The 1,570-nt window shown below is 60.9% G+C and carries 2 protein-coding genes; both read left to right on the top strand.

Going from position 1 to position 1,570, the window contains the following annotated elements:
* The first annotated feature begins 344 nt into the window (after positions 1-344).
* Positions 345-1,094, top strand: coding sequence for a hypothetical protein (locus QZY44_RS00845; RefSeq protein WP_295440886.1), 750 nt, complete (start codon positions 345-347; stop codon positions 1,092-1,094).
* Positions 1,095-1,315: 221 nt separating this feature from the next.
* Positions 1,316-1,570: FAD-dependent oxidoreductase (locus QZY44_RS00840; protein WP_295440884.1), on the top strand; the 255-nt coding region annotated here is incomplete at its 3' end.

The raw sequence follows: 1,570 nt of genomic DNA, 5'->3' as shown, positions 1-1,570 counted from the left end.
GGAACGTGACGTTGTCGATGCTGAACACCTCCCGATTCGGGATAGCCTCCACCATGTGCCAGTTGCCCTGGATGACCCCCTGGCAGCCGGCCAGCATGGGCCATAGCAGCCCGGCCAGTCCCAACGCCGTGCATCGCCTGCAAATGCGCGCAAAGTTCACCTGACGTCACCTCCGCATGTGGTTCGCTCGGCCGCCCATGATAAGCGATCTGTCGGCGGCCGTCTCCGATGGCGTCCAAGTCCCTCTCCGCTACCAGGTGGAACTTACTCGGGGGTCGCCGCGCGCTCGCCCGTCGAGTAGCATACGCGGGGCGGGCGGGAAGCTCGCCTGCAGGCGAGCGACTATGACGGATAGCGAGAAGATCTTCTGGGGTGCGGTCGCCACGGTGCTTTCTGCTGTTGTAGTCGCCGGAATCGTTGGGCTCGTGAAGCTCATTCGGGGAAAGAGCGAAGACGCTGTAAAGGTCGCGGGAAAGCTGTCGCAAGGCATGGACCTGCAGCTCCTGCAAGCTGTCGGATGTCCGAGCTTGGTCCTTCAGGTTGTCGGCAGAAGCAAACGCCCGGCGAAGATCGGGCGGGCGTATCTCGCAGTACGCGGCGTCAATATCATCCCCGCTTTCGAGCGAGCCTTCGGGGCGAGTTTGGCGAAGCTTCCGCCCGGTCGTTCCACGCGTGATATTGTCTTTCGTATGTTCCTGCCCCCGATTAGTAAACCGAATCACCCGCAAGGCTGGTCACTGGAACGGGACGAAACAGCCGCATTCATAATGCCGATGCTTGCCCCTGGATTAGAGATTGCGGCGCACTGCCCGTCAGAAGATGCATGGCTTGGAGTCAGCCTGATTGACGGGACGGATATTGAGGTGATTCGTGGCATCGAAATCAAGAACCAGATAGAGGCGATCTTCGAGCTCTACGGCGACAAACCTTACAGGCTGAATCCTGATATAGTGATCGATATCCAAATCTCTACGATTTCCAGCACACCACCAGATACGTCGATGATCGGGAAAACGAATCCCAAGGCGGTTGAACTTGATCCAGACGAACTATTCAACCGCAGGCCCCCTCCCTCCGACTCGGAGAAGGAATAGGGGCGACAGCCGAAGCCGTCGCACACCAAGACGCCGCCGGCTCGAAGCCCGTCAGCAGTCAGGCTTTCTCTATCGCGTTCAACATCTCTTGGATTCTCACCTTCTCGGCGTCAAGCCCCCGCTTCTTGCCTGCAATAAGCTCATCATCCCGTCGATGCTAACGTGGGCGACCAACGCCTGCCTGACCGCCGTCGGCGGCCGCGGTAGAATCGGTAACCACAATGCCCGGTCAAACCTGCGATGTCCTGGTCATCGGCGGCGGACACGCCGGCGCGGAAGCCGCCTGGGCGGCGGCTAATCTCGGCGCGCGCACCATCCTCGTTACGCACCGGCGCGACGCCATCGGCCGCATGTCCTGCAATCCGGCCATCGGCGGGATCGGCAAGGGCCAGATCGTTCGCGAGATTGACGCCCTGGGCGGGTTGATGGGGCTGGTCGCCGACGAGGCCGGCATCCAATTCCGCATGTTGAACCGC

The sequence above is a fragment of the uncultured Thiodictyon sp. genome, from assembly GCA_903837595.1.
GTDB lineage: Bacteria > Pseudomonadota > Gammaproteobacteria > Chromatiales > Chromatiaceae > Thiodictyon.
This window is presented reverse-complemented; position numbering and strand designations above follow the sequence as displayed.